Here is a 23,499-nt window from a genome sequence, read left to right as displayed (position 1 = left end):
CACATATAATGGCAGCAATTACAATCGCAATCACTGATCAAGAAATTTTGATGTGCTGGGAAGCACTTTATGCATTAAGACCCATGTTGCAACCCCATCTTTTTGTGAATCAAATAAAAGAAATGCAAAAGGAAGGATATGTTCTTTTATACATAATCGAAGATCACAAAGTAGTTTCAATTGCTGGATATCGCATTTATAGTATGCTCTATTGTGGTAAAATGTTGTATATCGATGATTTGTCCACCCTTGAATCAGCTAGAGGAAAAGGACACGCATCTATGTTATTGAAACATCTTTATGAAATTGCGGCTAATCAAAATTGTAAAGCGGTTCATCTAGACAGTGGACACCTAAGAACGGTAGCACACAAACTATACTTCAAAGAAGATTTTACCATCAGTGCGTTTCATTTTAGCAAACCCATTGTATAAGTTGGGTACAATTATATAAACAGTATGATGCTAAAAAGAAGAAATGCAGTACTTGCCTTAGTAGCCGAATATGAAAAAGTACTTCGGGAATTACAAGCAGTGATTGAAGGTATCAGTCACACTACTTTAGTTGCAATTCTTGATGAAACGACTACCAACCCCGACTGCAAATCCATACAAGCGATGCTAACACATGTTGTCAGTGCTGGATATTCCTATTGTATTTACATCCAAAATTTAAAAGACCCAAATGCCAAACGACCCGATAAAAAGTATCATTCCAGCATTTCTGATTACAAAGAGGACTTAGATGCTGTAATTGCTTTTACCCAAAAAACCTTTGAATCCATTCACGATGAGGAACTCGAAGAATATGACAATTCGAAAAAAATAATGGCTTCTTGGGGGCAATTGTATGACATCGAGCAATTGATGGAACATGCTATTGTACATATTTTGAGACACCGAAGACAAATAGAAAGTTTTAAAAAAAACAACTAGAAAAAACATACAAAAACCCATTTTTAACTGTAACAATTAGCATAAAAACAGTCTAACAAAAATATAGGCTTTGAAAGGTAGCATAATTGCTATTTATATTTTCCTTACACCCTTTAACCATTTAATAAAAATTGTACTATGAAAAAAATAATACTGCCGCTGTTTCTTTTGCTGTCTTTTATTTCTAGGGCACAAATGAAAGCAGATGATGTAAAAACATTCACTCTTAAAAACGGAATGAAATTTCTGGTTGTGGAGGATTTTTCGATTCCCAATGCCAATATGTATTTGTTTTACAAAGTAGGAAGTCGCAATGAACACCAAGGAATTACGGGACTTTCGCATTTTTTTGAACACATGATGTTTAATGGAGCAAAAAAATATGGCCCAAAACAATTTGACCGTACCATGGAATTTAATGGTGGTGCGAATAATGCTTATACCACCGAAAATGTAACCGTATACACAGATTGGTTTCCAGCATCGGCCACCGAGACTATTTTTGACTTAGAAGGCGATCGTATTGCCAGTTTGAGTATTGATCCCAAAATGGTGGAAAGCGAAAGAGGCGTGGTATTAAGTGAGCGCAGTACAGGATTAGAAAACTCCCCTTGGAGACTTTTATCACAATCGATGCAAGCCACTGCTTTTCAAGAACATCCGTACCACTGGCCAGTTATAGGTTATGAGGATGATATGAAAAACTGGACACAAGCAGATTTAGAACACTATTTTAAAACCTATTACGCCCCTAATAATTGTGTAGTAGTCGTTTCAGGAGCAATCAAATTTGACCAAGTAAAACAATTTGCCGAAAAATACCTAGAGCCAATTCCCGCACAACCAGCTCCACCAGTGGTACATATCGTGGAACCAGCACAAAAAGGAGAACGCAGGATTACGGTTCAAAAAGAAGTGGCTAATCCGTACTTGATGATTGGGTACCATACGCCAGAATCAAAAAACGAAGATTATTATGCCTTGAACATATTGAGTTCTATACTTTCAAGTGGAGAATCCTCAAGATTATATACTTCACTAGTAGACAAACAGCAAATTGCCAATCAAATTTTTACCGATTATGGGGATAGTTTTGACCCAGGACTTTTTAATATTTATGCCGTTGCTAATACTAATGTTAGCGAAGTGGATTTAGAAAATGCCATCTATACTGAAATTGAAAAAATAAAAAAAGACGGAATCAGTGAAAGAGAGCTTCAAAAAATAAAAAATCAAAAGTTAATGGAATTTTACGGTCAGGTAGAAACCATCAACGGGAAGTCGAACAATATTGGAACCTATGAAGTCTTTTTTGGTGATTATAAAAAAATGTTTGACGCACCAAAAAACTACAATAAAGTTACCGTAGCTGATGTACAGCATGTAGCCAAAAAATACTTCACAAAAAGCAATCGAACTGTAGGTGTCTTAAAAACTAATGTAGAAAACTAATTTTATGGAATCAATAAATAAAAAATACATACTCATTTGCCTATTGGTTTTTAGTTCAATCAATATAATAGCACAAGGTTATAAATTACCTAACTATACCACTTTCAGATTGAGTAACGGACTTACATTTAACTTAATGGAACAACATGATGTTCCTATTGTTGATGTTTCTATTTTATTCCCTGCAGGAGCTATTTACGATCATGAAAAAGCAGGACTTGCTTCATTGACTGCAACCGCTCTTAAACACGGAACCATCAGTTTTTCCAAAGCCAAACTGGAAGAAGAACTGGATTTTATAGGTGCTAATATTGATACCTACGCCAACAAAGAATACGCTGGACTATCCTCTAATTTTGCTGCCAAAGACAAAGAAAAAGTTCTTTTATTAATCAAAGAAGTGGTACTGAATCCGGTTTTTGATAGTACCGAATTTGAAAAGGAGAAAGCTAGGCTACTAGTTCGTTTAGAGCAACAAAAAGAAAGCCCGCGATCTGTAATAGGATTTTACTTTGATGGTCTTTTATACGGCAATCATGTCTATGGTAATAATATCAATGGTACCAAAACTACTGTAGGTAAACTATCTGTAGATGATGTAAAGGATTTTTACAAAACCAATTATAGACCCGATGAATCTGTTATCAGTATTGTGGGAGATTTTAATTCGGCAGAGATGAAAAAAACGCTAACAAAATTATTTTCTAATTGGAAAAACGGTACACTTGAGAAAGAAAACTTGGCTTCAAAACCAATTGCCATTCCTACTGAAAATAAAGTGTTATTAGTAAATAAAGACGATGCCAAAGAGACAACTATGTATATTGGCGCTTCTGGAATAAATAGAAATAATCCTGATTATGTAGCAATTGATGTAGTCAACACCTTATTTGGCGGTCGATTTACATCGATGTTAAATGATGAATTAAGGGTAAACTCCGGTCTTACGTATGGAGCAAGTAGTCGTTTTAGCGCCTTGAAAAATGGGGGTTCATTCATTATGAGTACATTTACAGCTGTAAATACTACGGAAGCTACAATAGATAAATTACTAGAAGTATTAAAGAAATTACATACAAACGGAATTGATGAGCAATCATTGGCTTCAGCCAAAAACTATGTAAAAGGACAATTTCCTCCACGTTATGAAACAGCTGGACAATTGGCGAGCTTGCTTTCGCAAATGCATTGGTATGATCTTGATCGTTCTTACATTGATAATTTTGAGAAGAATGTAGACGGACTAGATTTAGCCAAAGCAAACCAAATTATTGAGAAATACTATCCTAAAGACAAATTACAGTTTGTACTCGTTGGTAAAGCCTCAGAGATAAAAAAAATAGCTAAAAAGTACGGACCTGTTACCCAAGTGGAGATAACAGAATAATGTAAAAATTTATTCAATTAAAAGCAGGACTAGTATCCTGCTTTTTTATGTTAAAAGGGTTTTCAATTTCAAACATTTGTAAAAATTCAGTTTTGTTTTTTAAATTTATATATATTTACATTTAATGCTATATGCTTCCTCTAAAAAAATTTGCTTTTAAAGAACAATCAGTAGCCCTAATTATAATCAATCAAATCGTATCATTATGAACTGGAAAATATCAATTTGTCTTCTTATTAGTTTATTTGCAATGGAAAGTAAAGCACAAAATAGTGAACAGGAAAACATCAAAAAGCTACTTGAAAAAGAATCAGCAACCTATCGTTCAGGAGATAGTAAAGCACACGCTTCTTGCTGGCATATTCAGCCTTATAGTCGAATATTAGTTTCTACAACGGATGGAAATACGTACGACATACCACCAGCTGAAATGGTGAAAATTTCTGAGGACAACACTCCTCGAGGCGGAAGTTCTATCAATACCAATTATAAAATAAGCATCAATGGCAAAACTGCTTGGGTAAGTCACAATGAAGAATCTACTGCCAAAGACGGAACAATAAGTTATTCTTATGAAATTCGATTATTAGAAAAAATAAAAAAGGAATGGAAACTTGTGGGACAATCGATTCATATGTATAAAAAGAAATAAATTCAAAATCTAGTTCGTTTTACCAAAAAGGGGCAGAATATTAAATACCATTCGCCCTTTTACCTAAACCCGAAAATAAAAACCCAATTGAGAATTAAACTTCTATATATTAGTTTTATTTTGTTCGGACTTTTTGCCTGTAACAATAAAGAAAAAAATACTTCCCAAACGGAACCAAAACCGATACAAGAAGGGATACGTTCTAAATCAAATTCATTTCAAAACCCCGCAGATACTGTAAAAGCAATAGATACTAAATATTCTATTGCTCAATTAGACAATACAAATGGACTTTCCAACAGCTCTACCAATGCCTTGTTTCGAGATTCCGAAAACTTATTATGGATAGGTACTTGGGATGGTTTAAATCGATATGACGGAAATAGCTTTAAAATTTTCAGACCAGAATTAAACAATGAAACTAGCTTAAGCAATCAAGTTGTTCTTAAGATAGATGAAGATGCTACTGGCAATATTTGGGTTTTGACCATGCACGGAATCAATCGATATGATAAAAAAACAGATCTTTTTCAACGTTTTTATTTTTCCAGACAAAACACTCCTCCGCTTTCAGAATCTGAATTTAACATGGCTTTGGACGGGTCTAAAAAAGTGTTTTGTGCTATAAAAGACTGGGGAATTGGCTATTATGATGGCGCTCATTTTCAAAAATTAAAATCTAAAAAACTGCCCAGCAAAGCCGTTAAAAAAATGGAATTCAGCTCCAATGGTGAATTACTGATTTTATATGGGGATGGTACACTCTATAATTTAAGCATTACAAATAAAAATACAACTGAAAAATTGATTTCCAAAATTGATTTGATTTCAAGAAATATTCAAAATTTTTCAGTGTTTAAAGATCAAAAAGTTGGCTTAATTAACAGTTCAGGAAACGCTAGTATAGTATCCCTATTCGATAAAAAAGAACAAATACTTCCTCAAAAAAATATTGAAAACATAATTGGTTCTCTTCCAGAAGGTTTGGTACTTTCTAGTAAATCGGGTTATACTATTATAGATAACTTAGGAAACAATGTTACTACCCCTTGGCTTAAATACCTGAAGAATCAAAAAATAACCACTATAATTCAAGGAAGTGAAAATATAATTTGGACCGGGACAGATGGTGATGGAATTTTTAAAATGTACCCTCTTAAAAAATCGTTCCATCTTATTTCCAAAACCCAAATTCCAGAACTGGATGGCGGTATTGTACGAGCATTTCTTAATATAGATCAAAAATCTTTTTGGGTAGGAACTAAGGGAAAAGGCCTTTTTCTATTTCCTCAAGATTTTCATCAAAATGCAGAACAGGATTTAAAATACACCAATTTTAATGAAAATAATAGTGTGCTAAATAATGCTGTTTTTTCTTTATGTAAAGGACAAGATGGTTTAATCTTTATTGGAACTGATGGAGTTGGTATTACAATTTATGATTTAAAAAAATCAAAATTAATTCCATGGTCTGCCATTATTGGGAATGAAAACTGTGATTATTTCAAATCCATTTACAGTATTTTTCAAGATAAAAACGGCATAATTTGGCTTGGAACTAATGGCTATGGAATGATTCGCTGCAAAATAGATCGCGCAGGAGAAAAACTTAAAATATCAGAATTCAAGCAGTATCTGGCTAACAATGGAGATCGTAAATCGTTAAGTAGTAACATTCTGTTTTCTATTGTTCCCAAAAACAACAACCAACTTTGGATCGGTACGCGATTGGGAGGACTGAACCTTTTCGATAAAAAAACAGGTTCTTTTCAAGTCTATAAGAATATAAAGGATAACCCCAATAGTCTATCGAATAATGATATTTTATGCTTGAAAAATGATGCCAAAAATAGGCTATGGATAGGTACTAGTTTTGGTTTGAATCTATTGCAGGATTTAAAAAGTGATGGTAGCGCTGTGTTTAAAAGTTATACTGTAAAAGACGGTTTGCCTAACAACACCATTCATGGAATCATTTCTGATAACAAATCCAATCTTTGGATTAGCACGAATTTTGGCTTATCTAATTTTATTTTAGAAGAATCTAAATTCATTAATTACACCAAAAATGAAGGGCTTCAAAATAATGAATTTTCAGATGGTGCTTTTTATCAAGATCCAAAATCCGATTATATTTATATGGGTGGAATCAAAGGATTTAATTATTTTCTTCCTCAAAAAATAAAAGAATCGGCGGTAGTTCCCGATCTACTTATTGACAAAATTAGTGGACAAAATCAAGCCAAACCGTACTATCAAGGATTAGTAATTCACCCCAATTCCACATCGTACCCGTCAATAGTTTTGCAGCACAATCAAAACTTTTTTGATGTTGAACTGGCCGCATTAACGTATATCAATAGTGAAAAATGCCAATATGCCTATCAATTGGAAAATTTTGACAAAGACTGGAATACCATCAATAACCGTAGAATAATTTCTTTTACCAATGTTCCTCCTGGGAATTATTCCTTGTGGATAAAGTGGACTAATAGCGATGGCGTATGGAGTAAATCCGTTCATGCGATTGACATCAAAATCAAACCTGTTTATTGGCAATCGAACTTGGCTCTAATTGTATATTCCATACTATTTTTCCTTTTTATATTATTTGTTTTAAGTTACTACAAAAAACGTCAATCCTTAAGTCAAAATATTCTCTTTCGAAAAAGAGAAGAAGAACTTCATGAAAATAGGCTAACGTTTTTTACCAATGTTGCTCACGAATTTCAAACTCCACTGACATTAATAGTTGGTCCCGTTCAAAAACTTTCAGAAACGGAGAATCTTAGCGACAAAAATCAGAAGTTTATCCAAATGATTCAACGAAATTCTTCTAGGCTGCTGTTCCTAACCCAACAATTACTTGAATTTAGAAAAGCAGAATACGACTATTTAGAAGTTTCGGTAAAGGAATTTGACCTTGTTAACTTAATAGAACAAATCGCAGAACTATTTGATGAATGGGCACTGGAGAAAAACATTGAATATAAACTGGAGATTCCTACTCAATTATTTGGATGGTTTGACAAAGACAAAATTGAAAAAATTGTTTTTAACCTCATGTCAAATGCATTCAAATACACGCCTATAAATGGAAAAATCGAATTAAAGATTTCAATTGAAGATATTGCTTCAAAAAAAATAAGCATCGCTGTCATGAATACTGGTAAAGGAATATCTAAAGAAAAATTAGATTCCTTATTTGATCGTTTTTTTCTATCTGACACGAATAGTAATACTGAAAATGACATGTTCCGTACAGGGATTGGGCTTGCCTATATCAAAAAATTAGTGACAGTGTTGCGAGGCGAAGTTTTGGTTTCCAGTATTGCAAATGAGCAAACCACTTTTACCGTAGTCCTTCCTTGCAACAAAGAAGCATTTACCGAAAAAGAAATGGATAGAGATGCAAGTCAGGTAGTCCTTTCGCAACATTTAAAAAACATCTTGGAAGAAAATCCAAACACATCAGATGGTATTCCAGAAAAAATAGCCTCAATTGATACGCTGATGGACGGTCGCAAAAAAATATTAATTGTTGAAGATGAAAAAGAAATCCATTTCTTTTTAAATGAATTATTAGGTATAAAATATAAAATCACTTCCGCTTACAATGGTCTTGAAGCCTTAGAAATGCTAAAAAAAGAAATGCCTGATCTAATAATCAGTGATGTCATGATGCCAGTAATGGATGGCATTGAATTTTGTGCCATAATAAAAAAAGAAATTATGACTTGTCATATTCCTTTTATTATGCTTACCGCAAAAGATTCTGTTTTACAACGAATTGAAGGAATTGAAAGTGGAGCTAATTCTTATATTCCAAAACCATTTCATCCGGATCATTTATTAATTCGAATACAAAAATTGCTGGAAGAAAAAGAACTCATTTTAAAACATTTTTCACAGGATACATTGTCCGAAGATCTTTCGGCGCTGCCATTAGAAAAAGAGGAAAAAGACTTTATTAAAAATGTAATTGAACTAATCCGAAAAAATATTGATAACGAAAATCTTCAAAGTTTATTCATTGAAAAAGAATTAGGCATCAGTAGTTCTCAATTGTATCGAAAAGTAAAGCAGCTTTTTGGTTTTTCACCAGGAGATTTAATTCGAACTATTCGTCTTAAATATGCAGCTGAATTATTGCGAAAAAACGTATTAACAGTCTCCGAAGTTTGTTACCAATCAGGGTTTAATAACAGATCCTATTTTTACCGTGAGTTTAAAAAAATGTATTCCCTGACTCCAAAAAACTATCAGCTTAAATACAAATTAAAGCAATAGTACACTTTTAAATACCTGAATAAAAGACACTTAAATCCTAGTGTACACTTTTGATGAAATAGTGTACACTTTTTTTTGTGCCCTACTCCTACTTTTATCAAATGATTTAAAAGTCATAAAAAAAAACCATTAACTCATTTAAACAACCTAATTTTTACAGACATGAAAAAAAATAGCCTGATTATTAATCAATTTAATACTTTCTCCTGATGAAAAAAAATATGATCTACAAATTGTTTTTACTTGGCGTACTATTATCTGGGAGTATTGTAAATGCACAAATGGTTAAAGGTATTGTATCAGATAAAAATGGTTCCGTACCACAAGTAAATGTAATTGTTAAAGGTACAACTACAGGTACAATAACTGATTTTGACGGTAAATACACACTGAACAACGTGAGTCCAAAAGCCATTTTGGTTTTCAGTTATATTGGGTATAATAAAAAAGAAGTTGCGGTAAACGGAATGAGCACTGTCAATATCACTTTAGATCAAGATGCACAAGTATTGGACGAAGTAATCTTAGTAGGATATTCATCTGCAAAAAAATCTTCTTTATCTAGTGCAGTAACAACGGTAAACATGGCTGATTTATCTAAAACAAAAGTCGCTGATGTTGCCCAAGCTTTGCAAGGACAAGTAGCAGGGGTTTTTGTAGCAGCAAATACTGGAGCTCCGGGAGACGGAATAAAAATTCGTATTAGAGGGGAAGGAACACTTGGAAATAATGATGTTTTGTATGTGGTTGATGGAGTTTCGACTCGTGATATTTCTTTCTTAAATCAATCCGATATAAAATCATTAACGGTATTAAAAGATGCTGCTGCAGGTGCCATCTACGGAGCAAGAGCGGCTGGAGGAGTTGTATTAATTACAACCAAAAGCGGAAAAAGTGGAAAAATGAGTATCACAACTGATTATTATACTGGATTCCATTCGGTTTCTAATCTTCCAAAGATGTTAAATACGGATCAATACTTAACTGTATTAGATCAAGCATGGCATAATACTGCTGGAAATTCAGCTACGGCTACAAGTCCCTATGCAGCAGATAGAAGCAGAACCGATTTGGCAAACACCAACTGGCAAGATGAATTGTTTACGACTGGAATTTCTAAAAACTTTCAAACTTCGGTAAGTGGTGGTTCAGATGATGTACAGTACTTAATTTCAGGTGGATACTATGGAATTGACGGTATTGTAGTAGAAGACCATGATAAATACCAACGCTTTAACTTTAGATCTAATATTAATGCAAATCTTTCGGATCGTTTTAAAGTAGGTACTAACCTTCAAATCAGTTATGCAAAACAAGACAAGCTTTCTTCTAGTGGTGATGCACCCGGGATCATAAGACATGCTTTGTTGAGACCACCCGTTTTAGGTGTTTACAAAGATATAAATGATCCAACTTATTCTGCTAGTAATCCTTATACCGATTTACCTTTTTACACGGGTCCAAATAGTGGTTGGAATAAAAATTATGAGTACACCTCAAACCCTATTGCCATCGTTCATTTTACAGATGACAAAAGAAATACTTACCAAACTTTTGGGAATTTATATGGCGAATATGCTTTCTTAAAAGACAAAGCTTTGAAATTTAGAAGCAATCTAGGAGTAGATATTCAATTCAATCATAACAAAAATTTCAGAGAAAATTTTGGTGATGCTGACATCAGTGATACTGGAAATCAATATTACGGAATGGGTAGAAATAATAGACCGAACGGACTAGATGAGAATAGAGGGGAAAACATGACTTTCACGTTTAGTAACACGTTGAACTACGTGAAAACTATTAATGAAAAACATAGTATCGATTTATTACTTGGTATGGAAAACATCAATAGTAAATCATCGGCTGTAGGTGGAAGTCGTCAAAATTATGACAATACCACAGCTGCGTTCCGATATTTAGACTATGGTAATACCACAAATGCTTGGAGTTCAGGATCAGCTAACAACTGGGCATTGCAATCGTTCTTTGGTTCAGCCACCTATGGTTATGCTAGTAAATATTTTGCAACAGCAACCATGAGAGCCGATGCTTCCTCTCGTTTTGGGCCGAATAACAAATGGGGTTATTTTCCATCTGTTTCTGGAGGGTGGATTCTTTCAAGAGAAAAATTCCTAGAAAAAGCAGATTGGATATCTAATTTAAAATTAAGAGCCAGTTGGGGACAATCAGGAAATCAAGAAATTCCAAATAATGCTTATGAAACATTGGTTTCAACATCTGGTGGTGTGGTAAACATCATTCGATATGGTAATCCTGATTTAAAATGGGAAACTACTACCCAAACCAATTTTGGATTAGATATGAGTGTTCTTAAAAACAAACTTTCCTTTTCGGCGGATTATTTTATTAAAAATACAGATGATATTTTGCTAAATGTAACCTTGCCAGCAGTTTCAGTTGGAGTCATCAATCAAACTATTGTTAATGCAGGATCAGTAAGCAACAAAGGAGTTGAATTTGGAGTGAATTTTCAAAATAACGACCATGCATTTAAATATAGTATTAATGCAAATATGGCCACTTTGACAAATAGAGTGAACAAACTTCAAACTTATGTAAAGAGTATTATCGATGATGGAACGCATACAAAAACAGAAGTTGGACAACCTATTAGTTCTTATTACGGTTTAGTATTTGACGGTATTTATCAAAATTCAACAGAAATAAATACACAGTTATTTGCTAATGCAAATGGTGCTCAGCCAGGTGATATTCGATTCAAAGATTTAAATGGAGATGGTCAAATTAATGCCGATGATAGAGGAATTATAGGAAATCCTATTCCTAAATTTACTTATGGATTCTCTTTCTCAGGAGATTACAAAAACTTTGATGTTTCTTTCTTAATTCAAGGTGTTCAAGGTGTAGATCGTTACAATGACTTGAAACAAATTTTGGATTATGATAGTCGCCCATTCAACAGCACAACTGCAGTTTTGAATAGCTGGCATGGTGAAGGAACTAGCAACACTACTCCTCGTGTTACATTTAACAATAATGGTGGTGGAAATGTTTCTAGTGTTTTTGTTGAAGACGCTTCGTATTTACGTCTGAAAAATTTTGAACTTGGTTATACTTTTAATTCAAAAACAACTGGAATTAAAGGAATGCGCATTTATGCGTCAGGTCAAAATCTATTTACTATTACAAAATATACAGGATTAGATCCAGAATCAACTTCTTTGATTGATAAAGGTACTTACCCTCAATCCAAAGCCTATTTATTGGGAGTACAAGTAAAACTTTAATTAAACTTAAATATTTAATCATGAAAAATATATTAAAATCGTTACTCGTAATGAGCCTACTTTTTTTAACGAGTTGCCAGGACGAACTTACTTCTGATCCAATAGGTGCAACAACGCTAGAACAAGCTAATACTACTCCTACATTGAGTGCAGTTGAACTTTCGGTTAATTCCTCTTATCAATTACTATCCAATAGGCTAAACATATTGGCTGAATGGGATTGGGGTGGTGGTCTTGTCTTTCAAAATGATTATGTGATGCAAGATATTGCTTCGGATGATATGGAAAAAAAATGGAATCCTGATGGAGATCAACCTTGGATGGATGACATTAACAATTTTACCTTTACTTCAACAAATGGTGGACCTAATGGGTTATGGAAATATGATTATGAAGGAATAAAAAGAACCAATATCGCCATTGGATTCTTAACCAAATCAGATATTGAAGGGACAACTGGAATAAGCACACAAAGAAAAAACCAATTGTTAGGAGAAGCTTATTTTTTAAGATCATACTATTATTTTTCTTTGGTAACTAATTTTGGAGATGTGCCTTTAATTTTAGGATCAGTTCAAACGTATCAAGAGGCTTTTGATGTGGCTGTAAGAGCCAATAAGTCATTAGTTTGGGACAGTATCAAAAAAGATTTAGCCTTAGCCAAAGACTTATTACCCAATTCTAAATATTCATCGGCTACAGAAAAATGGAGAGTTTCAAAAGGAGCTGTAATTGCGCTTCAAGCGAAAGCTGCTTTGTATACTGAAAAATGGGCCGATGTAATTACTGCTGTCAATGAATTAGGACCATTGGGATTTAGTTTAAACACCAATTATTTTGATAGTTTCAGTACTTCAAAAGAGTATTCCGATAATGAAGTTATATTTTCTTATAATCACCAATCTCAGACCAATCCAAGAAGTGGTAATGGAATTTGTGCACCATTAGGCTGGGGATTTTTTGCGCCAAGCGCTGATTTCCTAAATTCATTTGAACCTAATGACCCAAGAAAACTATATACCGTAGATGCTCCTAATCAAAATGTAAATAAAATGTTAGGAACATTGGATGGTGGTAACAAAGGAAATGATGATGCACCTACAAACAAAGTGTATATGCGCTATGCGGATGCATTACTTTGGAAAGCAGAAGCACTTAATGAAACAGGAGATTATGCTGGAGCTATTGCTATTATTAATCAAATAAGAGCTAGAGCTAGAAATACAGTTACCGCTTTAGGTACATTTCCCCCTTTAGGAACTTTACCAGACCGATTGCCTTCAACCGATAAAGCGATAGTAAAAGGATGGTTGATATCAGAGAGAAGAGCGGAGCTTGGGTTTGAAAATCAAAGAATGTTAGACTTGAAAAGATGGGGAATTGCAAAAGCAGTTATGACAGCACATGGGAAAAATTTTCAAGACAAACACATGCTTTATCCTATCCCACAGTCGGAGATTGATGCTTCAGCTGGACTACTAATTCAAAATCCTGAATATTAATATAATAAGTTGGTTTGTTTAGATTTATTATTACCTTGAGAAGCAGTTAATTAGTATATTGCTGCTTCTCTTTTATAAAATTAAACACCTAGAATTATTTTTTGATTAATCAAAAAAACAACACAAATGACAGATATTGCCAATCGCTATAAAAACAATCCCATACTATCTCCAAAAGACTTAAATGCTAGTGATGATGCTATGATTATCGAATGTTTGCTTAACCCAGGAGCATTTGAATTCAATGGAAGAATAGGGTTACTTTTAAGAGTTGCCGAAAGAACAGTTCAAAAGGACGGCCTTTTATCAGTTCCAATTTATAATAATGAGGGGAAAGTTGAAATTTTAAATTTTAAATTAGACGACCCTAAATTAAATGCTTCCGATTCAAGAGTAATTAAATATGATGGGACCGATTACCTAACCACTATTTCTCATTTGCGATTAGTTTGGAGCACAGACAGCGTTAATTTCATAGAAGACCCTAAGTATTCTTCTCTTTTTGGAGAAGGAGAATATGAATCCTATGGTATTGAAGATTGTCGTGTTACCAAAATTGAAGATACCTATCACCTTACCTATACGATGGTTTCTGCAAATGGCGTTGGTGTTGGGCTTAGAACAACAAAGGATTGGAAAACTTTTGAAAAAAAGGGGATGATTTTTAGTCCACACAATAAAGATTGTGCCATTTTTGAAGAAAAATTCAACGATAAATTTTATGCTTTACATAGACCTAGCAGTCCTGAATTGGGAGGTAATTATATATGGCTAGCCGAATCACCTGATGGCGTACATTGGGGGAACCATAAATGCATCGCTAAAACGCGTGAGGGAAAATTTGACAGCAAACGCCTTGGTGCAGGAGCGGCACCCATAAAAACAGATAAAGGCTGGTTAGAGATATATCATGGCGCAACAAAAGAAAACAGGTATTGTCTTGGGGCCCTTTTATTAGATTTAGAAGACCCATCTATCGTTTTGGCGCGTTCCGAAGAACCTATTATGGAACCAATGGAAACGTACGAACGAACTGGTTTTTTTGGCGAAGTAATTTTTACCAATGGCCATATTGTTAAGGGAGATGAAATTCAAATGTATTATGGGGCTGCAGATGAATTTGTTGGTTTAGCCACGTTTTCTATAACAGAAATCTTAAAAACACTACACGTATAATGGAAAAATTAGCAAGAATAGGCTTGAAGGATTTCACTAGAAGCACCAAAATATTAATACTTACCAATTTAATATATTCATTTGTATTGCCCGTAATTGATATTTTTGTAGCCTCTTATATAATGAGAAATTCAAATGATCCATCAAAAGTGATGCTGTATCAATTAGCAATATATACTGGTATTCCTATCACTTTTTTCATTAATGGTTTTTTGCTAAATAAAATAAATATTAAAAAATTGTTTTCACTTGGAATGTTATTAAGTGGCGTTTCCATGGTGTTCATGATGTCTTTGACTGAAATAACCTATTACGGGATAATTCCGGCTGGTTTAATCATGGGAATGTCTTTTGGATTGTATTGGTCTAATAGAGATTATCTGGTACTAGCAACCACAAGTGATAAAACCCGAAATTTCTATTATGGGTTAGACACTTTTTTCTACACTTTAACAGCCGTTATTGTTCCAGTAATTATTGGTTGGTATTTAATGAATGGAAATGGAACTTCTAATGCAGGAGTTAATTCTGGATATAAGGTAGTTACTGGAATTGTATTTATTTTCACCATTTTAGCATCAATAGTATTTCATTTTGGAGATTATGAAAAACCTAAAAATGAAAAATTTCTATATTTTAAATTCCACAAACTTTGGACAAAAATGCTGCAAATGGCGGTTTTGAAAGGCTTAGCTCAAGGATTTATAGTAACAGCTCCGGCGATGCTTATGATGAAATTTTTTGCCTCTGAAGGCGCATTAGGAACCGCACAATCAGTAGGCGCTATTATCGCGGCAGTTATTATGTTGATTTTAGGGAAACTTTCCTCTCCTAAACATCGGTTGGTCATTTTTAGTATCGGACTAATCTTTTTCTTTTTAGCTTCCTTTTTTAATAGTCTAATGTTTAATTCGACAGGAGTAATTATTTTTATCTTTCTATTATTGATAGCAAGGCCCATTCTTGACATTGCCTACTTCCCTATCCAACTTAGAGTTATCGATTTATTATCGGAAGTAGAAAATCGAAATGAATTCTCATATATCTTAAATCATGAATTTGGTTTGTATGCAGGACGCCTCTTAGGAGCAGGAACTTTCTTAGGAATTGCCTATTTTGGAAATGCCGATGATGCCTTGCGTTATGCTTTATTAATCATTGCCGTTATCCAATTACTCTCTATACTAATTGCCAAACAACTTTTGGATCAACAATCAAAACTAGAAAATAAACATGCTTAAAAAATCATATATACCGTTATTATTACTCTGTATTGGATTTAATTCTTGCAGTGTAACTCAATCTAAAATGGCGTTGGTTCCTGCTGTAAAGCAAGAATCGTTAGCCCGCATAACTGCAATGCCTAACCTTCCAAAACCATTTAAAATTTTAGATTTTAATCAATTAGCTAAAGACTACGATGCCAAAGTGTACGATGCAAATCAAACAGGGAAATACTGGCCACTAATTTGGAAAGATGATTCCCGTAAAAATTTCAATCAAGAAACCTTCGGGATTTACACTGCCATGGGCGATGTAAGACAGGGTGTAGAACATTATAAAGGCATTTTTCATGAATCGTTAGCGAGCATTGGATCCGTGATGGGGGCCAGTTTAGTAGGGATTGACAAGTCCAACCAAAAAGGGAAAGACTATGTAGGAATGCTGAAAAATTATTACAATAGTGATACCAAATGGAATATAATCATGAACAATACTTCTCCTGAGGTTGCTCTTCTTGGTGGTGGTTATGCCAGAGACTGGTGGTATGATGTATATCCCAATTTAATGTTTTATGCGGTTGCTGATTTTTATCCAAATGAAAAAGACTATACAACTATACAGCGTTCAATTGCTGATAAATTTTATCAAGCCGATTCAACAATGGCGGGCAATTACCATCATTCTTTTTTTGATTATTCCACTTTAGAACCTAAAGACAGTTGGATTTGCAAACAAGAAGATGTCGCCGCAGGTCATGCCTATGTGCTTTATTCGGCTTATCAAAAATTTAAAGACCCTAAATATTTAAAAGGCGCCGAATCATCATTGCAAGCACTTTTAAATCAAAAAGACAATCGGTATTATGAAATACTAATGCCTTTTGGTGCTTATGTAGCGGCCCGATTAAATGCAGAAGAAGGTAAAAGCTATGATTATTCTAAAATTATGGATTGGACCTTTAACGGCACTCCTGAATGTAGAGAAGGATGGGGCATGTTATTGGATAATTGGAATGGTTATGATGTTTCAGGATTAATGGGAAGTACGGTTGATCATGGCGGTTTTGCCTTTTTGATGAATACCTATGACTCCATGTGGCCATTAGTGCCAATGGTTCGTTACGACCCTAGATATGCCAATGTAGTTGGAAAATGGATGCTGAATGCCAGTAATGCTATTAAATTCTTTTATCCATACGAAATTGCAGATGACCATCAAACGATACCAGAACAAAAAGAGTATACTAAAGGTGTAATTGCCTATGAAGGTTTGATCAAAAAATCACATCTTAAAAAATATGAAAATATTCAAGCGCCTGTTGCTATTGGTGATGGTCCCAACTGGATAGAAGGAAATCCAGATGTTTCTCAGTTTAGTGTTTATGGAAGTGGTCATGTAGGAATTGCAGGAGCTATTATTGAAAAAACTGATGTTCCTGAAATTCTAAAATTGAATTGTTTAGCGACTGATTTTTATCGTGGGGAGGCCTTCCCAACTTCCCTATTGTACAATCCTTTTGGAGAAGAAAAAACGGTAATCTATCAAACAAAAAATAAGGCAAAAGTAGATTTATACGATGCTATTACACATCAGGTAATTTTGAAAAATGTTAGCCAATCTGGTAAAATAACAATTCCTATGGAAGGGTCCCGATTGATTGTAGAAATTCCAGCTGGATCAAAAATCATCTTAAAAGCTGGAAAATATTATGTAAACAATACAGTGATTGCATATTTATAAATTGTAATTAATTTTAATCCAAATGAACTACTCCAAAATAGGTATATCAATTGTATTGCTTTTGCTTTTTTTCTCTTGTAGTAAACAAAAGAAATCAACCTCAGATAAAGTGTGGTGGAAAGAATCCGTTTTTTACGAAATCTACATGCCTAGTTATAAAGACTCCAACGGGGATGGATTTAGTGATTTTAAGGGGTTGACATCTAAACTAGATTACATAAAAAGTCTAGGTGTAAAAGGAATTTGGTTGACTCCGTTTCTGGAATCTCCCAAAGTGGATAATGGATATGATGTTGCCAATTATTATAAAGTGGATCCCACGTATGGTACTATCGAAGACTTCAAACTATTTTTGGCGGAAGCCCATAAAAAAGATATTAAAATTATTATGGATATGGTTGTCAACCATACTTCCACCGACTCTAAATGGTTTCAAGAATCTCGTAAGTCAAAAGACAATCCGTATCGCGATTATTATATTTGGAAAGACAAACCCAACAATTGGGAATCCTTTTTCGGAGGATCCGCTTGGGAGTTCGACAAGAATACCAATCAATACTACTATCATCAATTTGACACCAGAATGGCTGATCTCAATTGGGGAAACCCGAAAGTAGTTGCCGAGATTCAAAAAATGTTACGATTTTGGTTGGATTTAGGTGTAGATGGTTTTCGCATGGATGTGATTAACTTTCTTACTACAGATGGAATTACAAAAGACAACCCTTTCAAAAATGGTATTCAAGAACATTTGAATGACATCAATCAAAAAGGAGTTAAAACTGCCATGAAATCAATAAAATCGGTGGTAAATGAGTATGAGAATCGGTTTATCGTAGGAGAAATAGGAAGCGACAAAATAGAAGTTCTTAAACAGTATCAATCTCCTGATTTACTGGATGTGGTTTTTAATTTCAATTTTGGGAGCATCAAAGAATTCTCTGCCAAAAGAATCTATGATGAGTTGCAAAGCATGGAGAAAAATATGCAAAACTACCCTACACTCTTTTTTGGAAGTCATGATATGCCCCGTTTGGTTGATCGTTTGGCAAAAAACAATCCCAAAAGAGCCGAATCATTAGCCGCTTTGATGTTAACTGCCAAAGGAGTGCCTTTTATTTATTATGGAGAAGAAATTGGAATGGAAAATATTGTAGCTAATTCGATTACTGAAATAATGGACATTCAAGGGCGTACCCAATATGAATTGGCGTTGAAAGCAGGAAAATCAAAAGTCGAAGCACTAAAAATTGGAAACGAACACAACCGAGACAAGTCAAGAAGTCCAATGCAATGGAATAATCAATCATTTGCGGGTTTTTCGGATAAATCTTCTTGGATTAAAGTAAATCCAAACTACACCAACTTGAATGTAGTTAATTTAGATAAAAATGAAAATTCCATTTTAAATAAATATAAAAAACTTATTGCTTTACGTAATTCCCAGCTTGCACTTCAATATGGAAGTTATACAAACTTATCGTTTTCGAATGATTGTATTCGATTTGAAAGAACTTTTAAAGGAGAGCATATTAAATGTTATTTCAATTTTGGAAAACAACCCCTTGAAATTAAATTAAACTCTAAAGAAACCATCTTAGCGGGTGAAAATAAAATGGAACCCGATAGTTATTTACTTGTAAAACAATAATAAATTTTATAAAAAAAGGACTTGAATAATTTCAAGTCCTTTTCTTATTTTAATCAATTGCCACTTTGTAAGTGGGATCTTCGATGATATTGATATCGATAACATCATCGGCATTGTGAAGTAACTGACGACAGTCGGCACTTAAATGGCGCAAATGGATCTTCTTCCCTACTTTGGCATATCGTTCCGTTAATTTATTTACAGCATCGATAGCACTCATATCAGCAATCTTACTTTCTTTAAAATCTACAATTACATCATTTGGATCATTTAAAATATCAAATTTTTCAGCAAAAGCAGTGGTTGAACCAAAAAATAAGGGTCCAAATATTTCATAATGTTTTACCCCTTTTTCATCTACATATTTTTTAGCTCGAATGCGTTTGGCACTTTCCCAAGCAAAAACTAAAGCTGAAATTATAACTCCGATTAAAACTGCCAAGGCTAAATTGTGTAATAAAATGGTAATCACCGCCACAAGGACACCAACAAATATATCTTGTTTTGGCATTTTGTTAATTATTCTAAAACTAATCCATTCAAATGTACCAATGGCAACCATAATCATTACCCCAACTAGTGCGGCAATAGGCAATTGTTCAATGATAGGAGCTCCAAATAAAATAATGACAAGTATAGTCAAAGCAGCAATAATTCCTGATAAACGAGCTCTAGAACCTGCTGATAAATTAACCAAGGTTTGTGCAATCATAGGACAACCACCCATACCAAAGAAAAATCCATTCAATACATTAGCACTGCCTTGTGCAATACACTCTCGGTTTCCTTTTCCTTTAGTTCCTGTTATTTCATCTACTAGATTTAAAGTCAATAATCCCTCCGTTAATCCAACTGAAGCCATAATTAAAGCATAAGGAAAAACCAATTGCAAGGTTTCAACAGTCCATTCAATATTTGGAATATGAAAAGGAGGAAAACCACCACTGATAGAAGCAATATCTGCCACTGTTTTTGTATGAATTCCTAGACCCAAAACGAGTCCAAAAACTACAATAATTGCGACTAAGGAGGCTGGCACTGCTTTTGTTATTTTAGGAAAAAACAAAACAATGGCAATGGTTAACAGTACTAACCCCAACATAATATATAGTGGATTTCCAGATAACCAAACACTTTGACCATTAACAATGGTTTTGAATTGTTCCAGTTGGGACATGAAAATAATAATGGCTAAACCGTTAACAAATCCAAACATAACGGGCTGTGGAACGAGTCGGATAAATTTACCCAACTTAAACAGTCCTACCAATATTTGCAAAATACCAGCCAAAGCGACTGCTGCAAAAACATATTCTAATCCATTTGACTTCATTAAAGCAATTAAAACAATAACTGTTGCTCCTGCTCCACCTGAAACCAAACCTGGTCTTCCTCCAAAAATAGCGGTAACCAAGCCCATTATAAAAGCAGCATATAAACCTACCAAGGGAGGAAAACCAGCTAAAATTGCAAAAGAAAGTGATTCAGGAATCATCGTCATGGCGACTGTTAAACCTGCTAAAACTTCCGTTTTGTAATTTACTTTTTGAGTAAAATCGAATAAATTGAAATACTGTTTCATTCTTTTGTTTAAAAATTTGTAAAAATAATGGCAGTGGAAAAATTTAAATTTCCAAAAAAAATGAAAAACCAATAAAAAATTGGAAATGACACACGTACCAAAATGCCTATGTCAAGGCGTAGTAACTTAAGAAAACGAGGGTTTTCTCTATTCTCAAGAATTACAAATGTAAATCTTTTTAACAGATGTTCAAATAGAATTATAAAAAGGATGAATTTAGAAAAACTATACTTAGTAATTTATTCCTATATATCTAAATTAAGGTTTCTATATAATTTTTCAAGAAGCACATTAAAATCAAATGGTTTTGATAAATAATCATTCATTCCTGAGTTAATACATCTCCTCTCTTCATCAGCAGTAGCGTGTGCAGTTAAAGCAATAATGGGTACTTTTGATTTTATTCCAGGAAGATTTCTCACCTTTTCAGTCACTTCATTACCATCCATTTCTGGCATTTGAATATCCATCAAAATAATATCATATTGATTTTCTATTATTTTTTCAAGAGCAATTAACCCATTTTCGGCAATTTCAATTTGTTTATTCCACTTCTCAAAAACTTTTTTTGTTAGAAGTTGATTAATCTTATTGTCTTCAACCAATAAAATATTTTTATTCTCTAAAAAACTAAAATCCAATTGTTTTGCTAATACTCTATTCAAGTCTATACTATTTAATTCTGCTATTTTATATTGAATTCCAAATGAAAACTCGCTCCCTTTTAAAAGTTCACTTTTTACTTTAATAGAGCCACCTTGTAATTCTATTAATTTTCGTGTAATTGTAAGTCCTAAACCCGTTCCTCCAAATTTTCTAGTAGTTTCATTTGATGCTTGATTAAAACTTTCAAATATAGCATCAATTTTATCTTCGGGTATCCCTATTCCGGTGTCAATTACATTAAAAAGAACTAATGTTGACTTGTCGGCCTTCTTCTCTTGATTTACAACTAATTCAACTTGTCCTTGTTCCGTAAATTTTAATGCATTCCCTACAAGATTAATTAATATTTGAGATAATCGTGTTGGGTCACCAATTAATGCATCATTAATTTTAGGATCAATTGTGCTTTTTAGAATAACTTTTTTTTCATTTGAAAGAGGAGATAATAATTCAATAACTGAATTCACTGTTTTTGACAATGAAAATTCAATTGATTCAAATGTCATTTTATCGGCTTCAATTTTAGAAAGATCTAAAATATCATTAATGATAACCATTAAATTTTTTCCTGCTATTTTTATAGCTTCAACACTTTGTTTTTGATTTCCATCCAATTCTGTAAATTCAAGAATACTAGCAAATCCAATAATTCCATTCATCGGAGTACGAATTTCATGACTCATGTTTGTCAGGAACCGCTCTTTAATTCGTACTGAGTTTTCGGCTATATTTTTGGCATGAATTAACTCTTTTTCTGTTTTCTTCTGTTCTGTTATGTCTTGAATGGTTCCTAAAACTTTGAACGGTTTATCACTTTCATCATTAATACAAATAATATATTCGTTTATGTGTTTTATAGTCCCTTTTTTAGTCATAATGCGATGACTAAAACTAACTTCTTCATTATTAGCCTTAACTTCTTCTAGTTTATTTTCAAATAATAAAATATCATTTGAAGAGGTAATACAAGACTTAAAAGTACTCATTGATGGCATCACTGTATTATCTAATTCAAGTATCTTAAACATTTCTTCAGAAAAGAATACCTCGCCATCATTCAAATTGATTTCCCAGCTCCCTATCTTGGCTAACTTTTGAGCCTCAGAAAGTCTTTTGGAATTTATTTTTAAAGCAAATTCAGTTTTTTTACGAAGATTCTGACTTTCAAATAATTTCATAGCATTTCTCACACTATGGGAAATACCATCAGAAGTCAATAGTGTTTTAGGCATATAATCAGAAGCACCAGCTAGAATCGCTTGACTTGCAATTTTTTCATCTCCTTGAGAAGTAATAAAAATCACAGGTGTTTCTATGGCTAAGCTCCTTATTTTTTTAAGGATACTTATTCCATCTGAATCTGGCATCATATAATCTAAAAAGATGAGATCAAAACAAACTGATTCCAATTTTTCAAAACCTTCTTTTGCTGAATAAGCACTTTCAATTTCAGCATTAATATCTGAACGAGAAATAGAACGTATTATAGTAATTGAATCAACTTTATCATCATCAATTATTAATATTTTTAATGGTTTTGTCATATTTTATTATTATCTCTTGGAAACTCAATAATGTCTAAGTATGCATTAAGTATAGAGTAAACTTCAGTTATTTTATCTTTATCCATAGGCTTATGAATAAAGCCAGCAATGTTTAAGTCTAAAGCTTCGTTCTTGTTACTGTCTGAATTGGTTAATACAAAAACTAAGAGGGATTTTAATATTGGATGTTTCCTTATTTTTTTCAATAATTCCATCCCGTTTACTCCTTCTCTATTTATATCTATAAAGATTACTTTTGGTACTGGACTTAATTTAGTATTACATTGTAACAATGACCATGCCTCAATTTCATTTTCAGCTAAATAAATAATAGACTGATAGTTTAGGCCCAAAAAAATATCTTTTGTGCTTTGAGCATCAATTTTATTATCTACCACAATAATATTCAAATTCTTCATAAATATT

The 23,499-nt window shown here is 33.4% G+C and carries 15 protein-coding genes; 12 read left to right on the top strand and 3 right to left on the bottom strand.

Features of this window, described 5'->3' with window-relative positions; all coding sequences use genetic code 11:
* The first annotated feature begins 8 nt into the window (after positions 1-8).
* The 12 genes from AB3G39_RS07660 (at position 9) to AB3G39_RS07605 (ending at position 19,281) form a co-directional block, all read left to right on the top strand.
* A complete protein-coding gene (locus AB3G39_RS07660) occupies positions 9-434 on the top strand; it encodes a GNAT family N-acetyltransferase (RefSeq protein WP_369752214.1) in 426 nt (141 codons plus the stop codon).
* Positions 435-458: 24 nt separating this feature from the next.
* Positions 459-935: a DinB family protein gene (locus AB3G39_RS07655; protein ID WP_369752216.1), complete on the top strand. Its 477-nt coding sequence runs from the start codon at positions 459-461 to the stop codon at positions 933-935.
* A 138-nt stretch (positions 936-1,073) separates the two neighbouring features.
* Complete coding sequence (locus AB3G39_RS07650) at positions 1,074-2,387, top strand: M16 family metallopeptidase (RefSeq protein WP_367771005.1); 1,314 nt, start codon at positions 1,074-1,076, stop codon at positions 2,385-2,387.
* Positions 2,388-2,391: 4 nt separating this feature from the next.
* The gene (locus AB3G39_RS07645; RefSeq protein WP_369764724.1) at positions 2,392-3,774 is read left to right on the top strand and encodes a M16 family metallopeptidase; all 1,383 of its coding nucleotides are present in this window, start codon (positions 2,392-2,394) and stop codon (positions 3,772-3,774) included.
* Between the two features lie 205 nt (positions 3,775-3,979).
* Positions 3,980-4,426, top strand: a complete 447-nt coding sequence (locus AB3G39_RS07640; RefSeq protein ID WP_369764723.1) for an endo-arabinase — start codon at positions 3,980-3,982, stop codon at positions 4,424-4,426.
* A gap of 120 nt (positions 4,427-4,546) precedes the next feature.
* Entirely contained in the window at positions 4,547-8,716 is a 4,170-nt protein-coding gene (locus AB3G39_RS07635) for a two-component regulator propeller domain-containing protein (protein WP_369764722.1), read from the top strand.
* 209 nt (positions 8,717-8,925) lie between these two features.
* The gene (locus AB3G39_RS07630; RefSeq protein WP_369764721.1) at positions 8,926-11,988 is read left to right on the top strand and encodes a SusC/RagA family TonB-linked outer membrane protein; all 3,063 of its coding nucleotides are present in this window, start codon (positions 8,926-8,928) and stop codon (positions 11,986-11,988) included.
* Positions 11,989-12,008: 20 nt separating this feature from the next.
* On the top strand, positions 12,009-13,490 hold the full coding sequence (locus AB3G39_RS07625) for a RagB/SusD family nutrient uptake outer membrane protein (protein WP_369764720.1): 1,482 nt from the start codon (positions 12,009-12,011) through the stop codon (positions 13,488-13,490).
* 126 nt (positions 13,491-13,616) lie between these two features.
* On the top strand, positions 13,617-14,666 hold the full coding sequence (locus AB3G39_RS07620) for a glycoside hydrolase family 130 protein (protein WP_369764719.1): 1,050 nt from the start codon (positions 13,617-13,619) through the stop codon (positions 14,664-14,666).
* Positions 14,666-15,907 carry an MFS transporter gene (locus AB3G39_RS07615; protein ID WP_367754171.1) on the top strand — a complete coding sequence of 414 codons (1,242 nt, stop codon included), beginning with the start codon at positions 14,666-14,668 and terminating at the stop codon, positions 15,905-15,907. The genes AB3G39_RS07620 and AB3G39_RS07615 overlap by 1 nt, the downstream gene beginning before the upstream one ends.
* On the top strand, positions 15,900-17,630 hold the full coding sequence (locus AB3G39_RS07610) for a hypothetical protein (RefSeq protein ID WP_369764718.1): 1,731 nt from the start codon (positions 15,900-15,902) through the stop codon (positions 17,628-17,630). Before AB3G39_RS07615 ends, AB3G39_RS07610 begins: the two co-directional genes overlap by 8 nt.
* 22 nt (positions 17,631-17,652) lie before the next feature.
* Positions 17,653-19,281 carry an alpha-glucosidase gene (locus tag AB3G39_RS07605; protein ID WP_369764717.1) on the top strand — a complete coding sequence of 543 codons (1,629 nt, stop codon included), beginning with the start codon at positions 17,653-17,655 and terminating at the stop codon, positions 19,279-19,281.
* A 49-nt stretch (positions 19,282-19,330) separates the two neighbouring features.
* On the opposite strand, the gene AB3G39_RS07600 is transcribed toward AB3G39_RS07605, so the two are convergent.
* From AB3G39_RS07600 to AB3G39_RS07590, 3 genes are all read right to left on the bottom strand, one after another.
* The gene (locus AB3G39_RS07600; protein WP_369769788.1) at positions 19,331-20,863 is read right to left on the bottom strand and encodes a SulP family inorganic anion transporter; all 1,533 of its coding nucleotides are present in this window, start codon (positions 20,861-20,863) and stop codon (positions 19,331-19,333) included.
* A 245-nt stretch (positions 20,864-21,108) separates the two neighbouring features.
* A complete protein-coding gene (locus AB3G39_RS07595; RefSeq protein ID WP_367771025.1) occupies positions 21,109-23,073 on the bottom strand; it encodes a response regulator in 1,965 nt (654 codons plus the stop codon).
* Entirely contained in the window at positions 23,070-23,492 is a 423-nt protein-coding gene (locus tag AB3G39_RS07590; RefSeq protein WP_369752225.1) for a response regulator, read from the bottom strand. The genes AB3G39_RS07595 and AB3G39_RS07590 overlap by 4 nt, the downstream gene beginning before the upstream one ends.
* Positions 23,493-23,499: the final 7 nt, after the last annotated feature.

The organism is Flavobacterium sp. WC2416 (assembly GCF_041200095.1).
GTDB lineage: Bacteria > Bacteroidota > Bacteroidia > Flavobacteriales > Flavobacteriaceae > Flavobacterium.
Note: the sequence above shows the minus strand (reverse complement) of the source record. Positions and strands in the feature narration are given on the sequence as shown.